The sequence below is a fragment of the Streptomyces sp. NPDC002265 genome, assembly GCF_040296125.1.
Taxonomy (GTDB): Bacteria; Actinomycetota; Actinomycetes; order Streptomycetales; family Streptomycetaceae; genus Streptomyces.
In genome coordinates this window covers 1-5,958 of the sequence record NZ_JBEOWS010000475.1, presented here as the reverse complement: position 1 = coordinate 5,958, position 5,958 = coordinate 1, and the positions used below count along the sequence as shown (strand labels likewise).

Sequence of the window (5,958 nt, the reverse complement as noted above, 5' to 3'; positions counted from 1 at the left end):
GGCCCGGCGGGGCCCGGTCCCCCATGGGGTTTAAGCCGCCCCGGGCCTGGCGGCCCCCCCCTCGTCACCGGGGCGGGGGCCAGAGGAGTACCTCTGGCCCCCGCCACAGCTCGCCCGGCTGTCAGCCGACCTTGTTCATGCGGAACGCGCCGTCGTTCACGCTGTCGGCGCCGACGCGGTAGTACGCGTACCAGCCGCGCTGGCCGGTCGGCCTGCGGTTGGCACCGACCAGGTGCTGGATGAACTCCACGGTCATGCCGATCCGGTCGGCGATCACGTAGTTCGAGAAGTCGCCGTAGACCAGGTTCCGGGAGCCGGTGGTGACCGTGCTGGTCATCGCCTCCGCCTCGTAGCTGTTCCGGCCGAGCAGCTGGGAGGGCTGGTCGCCCTGCAGCTGCACCCACATGCCGGCGCCGCCCGCGGTGTCGAACTGCCGCACCACGTTGTAGATGCTGCGGTGGCCGAGCCAGGAGGCACCCATCCGGTAGCGGGCGGGCAGGCCGTTGTCGAGGCCGTAGATGGACGTGATCGGCAGCGTGTTGGTGCCCTGCGTGAGCTCCGAGCTGGTGCCGGTAAGGGCCGTGACGATGCCGAACGGCTCGCCCGAGCCGGAGCCCGAGATGAACTTCGTGGCCTCCAGCTCGTCCCGCCCGAAGGCGAGCAGGCGCGCCACCTCCTGGGTGGCGTTCGCCTCGTCCTCCATCGCCTCGATGCTGATCGGGACGAAGCCCTGAGCCTTGTAGAGCTGGACGGTGGGCTGCGCGAACGTGGGCGCGTTGTCGCTCGCCTCGGTTCCCTCGGCCGCGAACGACCAGGTCACCGAACCTGCCGACACGCCGTTCCACACGTCTCCGGTGGCAACGACCTGGCGGGCGACCTGACGGATCTGGTTGAGCGACCCGTTCGCCGTGATGATCACGGTGGGGTCGAGCTGGAACGGCACCAGGTAGCCGCCCTGGCTGTCGGTGAGCGACATGGCGCGCTCCAGCGCCTGCTGCTCCTCGACGGTGATCATGTGCCCTCGGCCGGTCGCGACCTTGGCCCAGCCGCGCAGGTACTCCGGCGACGAGGTCGCCAGGCACATGCGGGCGATCCGCGAGTCGGCGTCGTCCCACCGCTCGATGATCTGCGTCGCGGTCTGCCGCACGCGGTCGTTGGCGCCGCCCATCCTCTCCACGGCGCTGAGGGCCCGCGCCCGCAGCTCCTGCCCGATCTGCCCCTTGGACCGGGCGAAGGTCCGCACCTCGGACAGGTCCCACGGGTTGCGGAACCGCATGTCCTCGACGGAGTCCGGGTTCAGGATCGGGTCGCGGTCGTAGGAGTCGCGGCTGTTGACCGGCGTGCCCGGCTCGACAGCGAGCGCGGCCGGCGCCCGGTCGGTCGCCTGGGTCGCGGCCCGGACCCGCTCCAGCGCGCTGCGGCGCTCCAGCTGGCGGCGGTGGTCGTCGACCTCGGCGAACTCGCGGGTGAGCTCGTCGAAGGTCTGCTCGTCCTCGGCAGTGAGGCTGTCGCGCTTCTCCAGCTCTTCGAGCTGGGCGCGGATGTCGCGCAGGCGGATGACCGCCTGGCCGTGGGAAAGCTGAAGCTTGGGCATCAGCCGGTCTCCTTCGGGGTGTCGATGGACGCCAGCACGCCGTCCATCAGCTCGCCGATCTCGGCGAGCTGGGAGCGCATGCGGACGGTGCGTTCGGTCGGCGACGGGTGCCCATCGGCGGGCGGCGCGTCAGTGGTGCTCGGGGTCGGCGGGTGCTCTGGATCGAGCGGCGCGCCTCGTGTGGGTGTCGGGGCCGGGTGCCCGCTGGCGGGCGGCGCGACCGGTTGGCTTCGGCGGATGGCGATCTGCACGGCGCGTGCGATCGCGGCCGGGTCTTGGTCTACGCCCTGGAGGTCAACGACGATCTGCCGTCCTCCGAGAGGGTCGCCGGACCGCTGGTAGAGCAGCGCGGTGGCGACCTCGCGGCGGAGCTCCGGGTCGTCCGGTACGGCCGGGGCAGCCGCGTCGCGGGCGAGTGAGTGGCGGATGCGGCGGGTCATCTCGTCGTCGAGGGCCAGGCCGTCGGCGACGTCCCGGGCGCGCACGGACACGCTGGTGCCCGCGTAGGCCGGGAAGACGACGGGGCCGAGCTCGCGGCACTTCAGCTCGATGAGCTCGCGCTGGAGGGGGCCGCGGTCGCCGGGCATCCAGAGCAGGTCGTAGACCTCCTCGGGCTTGACCAGTTTGCCGTTGACGTCGCGCCACTCCTCGCGGACGACCTCGAACCGGAAGCTCATGCCGTTCACGGACTGCTCGGCGATGGCGTCCCGGACCGGCTGCATCAGCCAGTTGTCGGTGATGCGGCCCTCGACGTAGAGGCCCTGGTCGTCCTCGCGGAGGTCGACGATGGAGCCGATCGGGATGGAGCCGATGAGCGGGTGCCGGCCGTGGTCGAACTGCATGACCGGGGTCTGCTCGCGGATGGTCTTCCTGAAGGCGCCTTTGCGGATCGTCTCCGTGAAGGCGCCCTCCCAGCTGTTGATTTCGGTGGGCTGGCCGAAGAGCGCTGCGTACCCGGACAGGGTCCGGCCGTCGCCCTCCTCGTCGCCTTCGGCGCGCATCAGCTGGAACGGCGCCGACCTCTCCAGATCGCGCGTCACGGCGGACAGGGCGGGCATCAGGAACCCCCTTGGGTGAGTTCGGGCGGTGCGGTCGACGACTGGGTCCCGGGCGCTTGCAGCTGCACGGAGAACAGGCCGGTGTGCACGAGCAGGCTCCAGTCGCTGGCGGTCACGGCGGCCATGACGGACTCTGGGGTGTATCCGGCATCTACGAGGGTGCGGATCGTGCGGGACTGCACGCCCTGGATCTCGGCGGCGTCCTTGGCGTCCTCCCGCAGGAACGGCACGTTGCGCGCGTCGTACCAGAGCCGCACGGCTCCCGACCCGCCGCCGCCCGGCGGGGTGACCAGCGGGGCGAAAGATCCGGCGGCGTTCTGCCACAGGGGATGGATCGTGCCGTCGGCGAACCTGCGCCTGGCCTGGCCGTAGTTGCTGTAGGTCGCTGCCTTCAGGCCTTCGGACAGGCCCACGATGATCGGGGGCACACCGGCCGCCGACGCGATGCGGGTCTCGCCGGCGCCCTGCACGGCGCTGAAGTCCATCTGCTCGAAGTTGGAGCCGACCACGGACACGTCGGCACCGCCGCCCAGGTAGAGCGTCTTGTAGGCGTTCTCGACGCCGCGGTGCCCGGCTTCCATCTTGGCTTTGAACTTCGCGAAGGCCTCCGGGGTGACCTCGCGTGCGAGCCGCACCACCAGGTTCGGAGTGGCAGCGTTCTCGAAGAACTGGCGCTTGTGGCGGGCCATCAGGTTGTCGTTCTGCACCTCGCGGATCACCGGGGTCAGCCACGACATACCGCGGAACGTCGCCAGCGGGTCCGGGGTCGGCGCGAAGTGCGCGACTTCCTCCGGCCACAGGAACACCGGGTCGCAGCCCGGCTCCTGGTACAGGTAGCCGTACCGGCGCCATCCCAGGTCACCGCCCTGCAGGTGCCGACGCCGCTCCAGGACGATCTGCGTCCAGTCGGGCCGCAGCCGCACGGCCTCGTCGCCCTGCCGCGTCCAGTAGCTGTTGCCCGCCAGGTCGGCATCCTGGAGGACCCGGTTGAGCAGGTCCTGCGTCGTCCCGCCCGGCCAGGGCGCCTCCAGTAGCCGCAGCTCGGCCGTTCCGAACATCTCCGACGGCGTGCCGTTGTTCAGCCTTTGCCACGTGAACCGCGGCGCGGAGAACACGGACATGCGGGCCACCATGCACGCCCAGATCACCGGGTTCGTCGCGAAGAGCTGTGCGTAGCCAGTCAGGTCCGTCGGGGCCTTCTCCGCGGCCTGGCCGGGCTGCGACTGGGTGATGCCCAAAGGGGAGAACCCGCCGTAGCCCAGGGACTGCTGGAGGGCGGCCATGTAGTCGTCGATCGTCGCAAGGTCCCGGGTCGATGACCGGCTCCTGCGGGATCGCTGCCAGAGGCTCGTCACGGGCCGCCCCCGTCCATATCAGCCACGAGCAGGCAGTACGTCACCAGTAGGGCCCCGCCAACGACCAGGCCCAGGGCGAGCCCGAGGCTCAGCCCGGCGCCGGCCGCCACCATGGCGCCGCCCGCCATGACTCCCGCCCGCGCACGGGCCGCGCGCGTCAGCCGAATTCGGCCCACGGTTCCACCTCCTCCTCCGGCTCCTCGATCTCGACGAAGAGGCCCCACCGCGCTTGCGTGACACCGACGAGCGGCGTGATGTCCACGCCGACGCCTTTCCGGGCCCACGCCCACGCCTCGCCCAGCTCCCGTTTCCTGGCGCCCGCCAGGGCCGTCGCCAGCGGCGCGTTGTCGAGATGCGAGATCCGACCGGACGCCACAGCGTCGAAGAACTGGCCGACGCTCTGCACCACGTCCCTGGTCTTCATCTGCACCAGCGGCGCCAGCAGCTCGGGCTCCTCGTCCTCCTGGACCTCTTCGTCCGGGTCGACCTTCAGCGCGTCGGTCACGTCGGTGATGAGCGACCCGGCCGGACTGCCCGGGTCGATGACCACGCAGCGCGGACCCCACTTCTTCACCAGGTCCCGGATCCGATCGGGGACCCATCCGGTACCGGGCCGGTTGTCCACGACCTCGACGTGCACGCCGTCGCCGAAGTGGCCAGCCACGCAGATGGAGGCGTGGGAGCGTTCGGGGGTCACGTCGATGGCGAACGACACCGGGTCCGACGGCTGGCTCTCGTCGTCCGCCAGGGCCTCCCAGACGTCCTTGCCGATGACCTGCCAGGCGTCCGCTTCATCGGACGGGTACTCACCCACGCCGAGCCTCTCCCGCGCGTACCCGTCGGCCGACAGCGTCGCCCGCTCGTTGGCGACCTTCGCCAGCGTCAGCCGGTAGCCCAGCGCCGGGTTGGCCTTCCGGACGGTCTCGTCGGCCGCCCGGTCGTCGTGCTTGTCGCAGTCCTTCGGGCACTCTTTGACGTGCAGATCCGCCGACCACTCCATGTACGCCAGAGACGGGTCAGGAACGCCCACCTCGATCGCGGCGAGCGCGCGGCGCCGCAGGCGCCCCAGCTGTACGGAGGGCGCGCCGACGCCTGCGCTGCCGAGGTACCAGATCTGCGGGTCGTCGATGGCGGCCATCGTCGGCAGCAGCGCGTCCATCTCGTTGTCCCCGAGGATCATGTCCTCGTCCATCATGTTCGCGTGGCCGCTGAACCCGCGGCCGCTGCCCTTGCTGCGGGCGATGAACCGGAGCATCTGTCCGGAGTGCAGCTCGATGCTTTCCTCGCCCGTGGTCTGCCAGTACCGCTTGACGCGTTTGTGCAGGTCAGGGCATCCACGGATGAGGCGCTCGATCCGTCGGAAAGCATTTTTGGCGGTCTTGAACTCGTGTGCCGAGTGCAGGATCAGTTCCTCGCCGCCGATGAACAGGCCCCACAGCTCGCGGGCCTCGATGATCGCGCCCTTGCCGTTCTGGCGCGGCACGCAGACCGCCACTTCGAACGACGCCCAGGTGCCGTCCGCCTTCTCCGCCATCCCGACGCGGAGCACGTGTTGCTGCCACGGGTCCAGTTCCAGACCGGCTTTGGCCGCGAGGTCGATGGCTTCCTGCCCGGCGCTGGACACCGACGGCGGCGCGGTCTGGATCGGGGGCTGCTGCCAGCCGTACAGGGGGCCGTCAGCCACTGGCCTGCTCGCGTGCTGCGGCTCGGCGCTTCGCTCGCTGCTCAGCAATGTCATCAACCGCGTCCCCCTGCGCTTCGATCGGGGCCAGCCTCCGGAGATCGGTCATGATCGACCGGATTTGATGAGCGGCCGCGGCCTTCGCCCCGGGAACGTCGGTGGAGTCGATCGCCCTGGCGAGGTCGAGGACGACGGCCGCCATTCCGGGCGACGTCTCTTCGGCGTGAAGAGCGTCAAGCTCCTCGGCGATCTTGTCGGCGACAGTCATGA

Annotated in this window: 6 protein-coding genes; all 6 read right to left on the bottom strand. The window is 70.5% G+C overall.

The window, feature by feature from the left end; translation table 11 throughout:
* Nucleotides 1-121: 121 nt before the first annotated feature.
* Nucleotides 122-1,594 (bottom strand): phage major capsid protein, encoded by a 1,473-nt coding sequence (locus tag ABT085_RS42890; RefSeq protein WP_351621582.1) that lies wholly within the window; start codon nucleotides 1,592-1,594, stop codon nucleotides 122-124.
* Nucleotides 1,594-2,652, bottom strand: coding sequence for an HK97 family phage prohead protease (locus ABT085_RS42885; protein ID WP_351621579.1), 1,059 nt, complete (start codon nucleotides 2,650-2,652; stop codon nucleotides 1,594-1,596). Before ABT085_RS42885 ends, ABT085_RS42890 begins: the two co-directional genes overlap by 1 nt.
* Complete coding sequence (locus ABT085_RS42880; protein WP_351621576.1) at nucleotides 2,652-4,007, bottom strand: phage portal protein; 1,356 nt, start codon at nucleotides 4,005-4,007, stop codon at nucleotides 2,652-2,654. Before ABT085_RS42880 ends, ABT085_RS42885 begins: the two co-directional genes overlap by 1 nt.
* Nucleotides 4,004-4,183, bottom strand: a complete 180-nt coding sequence (locus ABT085_RS42875) for a hypothetical protein (RefSeq protein ID WP_351621574.1) — start codon at nucleotides 4,181-4,183, stop codon at nucleotides 4,004-4,006. Before ABT085_RS42875 ends, ABT085_RS42880 begins: the two co-directional genes overlap by 4 nt.
* Nucleotides 4,165-5,691: a terminase large subunit domain-containing protein gene (locus ABT085_RS42870; RefSeq protein WP_351621572.1), complete on the bottom strand. Its 1,527-nt coding sequence runs from the start codon at nucleotides 5,689-5,691 to the stop codon at nucleotides 4,165-4,167. The genes ABT085_RS42875 and ABT085_RS42870 overlap by 19 nt, the downstream gene beginning before the upstream one ends.
* Nucleotides 5,684-5,958: hypothetical protein (locus ABT085_RS42865; protein WP_351621569.1), on the bottom strand; the 275-nt coding region annotated here is incomplete at its 5' end. The genes ABT085_RS42865 and ABT085_RS42870, both read right to left, overlap by 8 nt.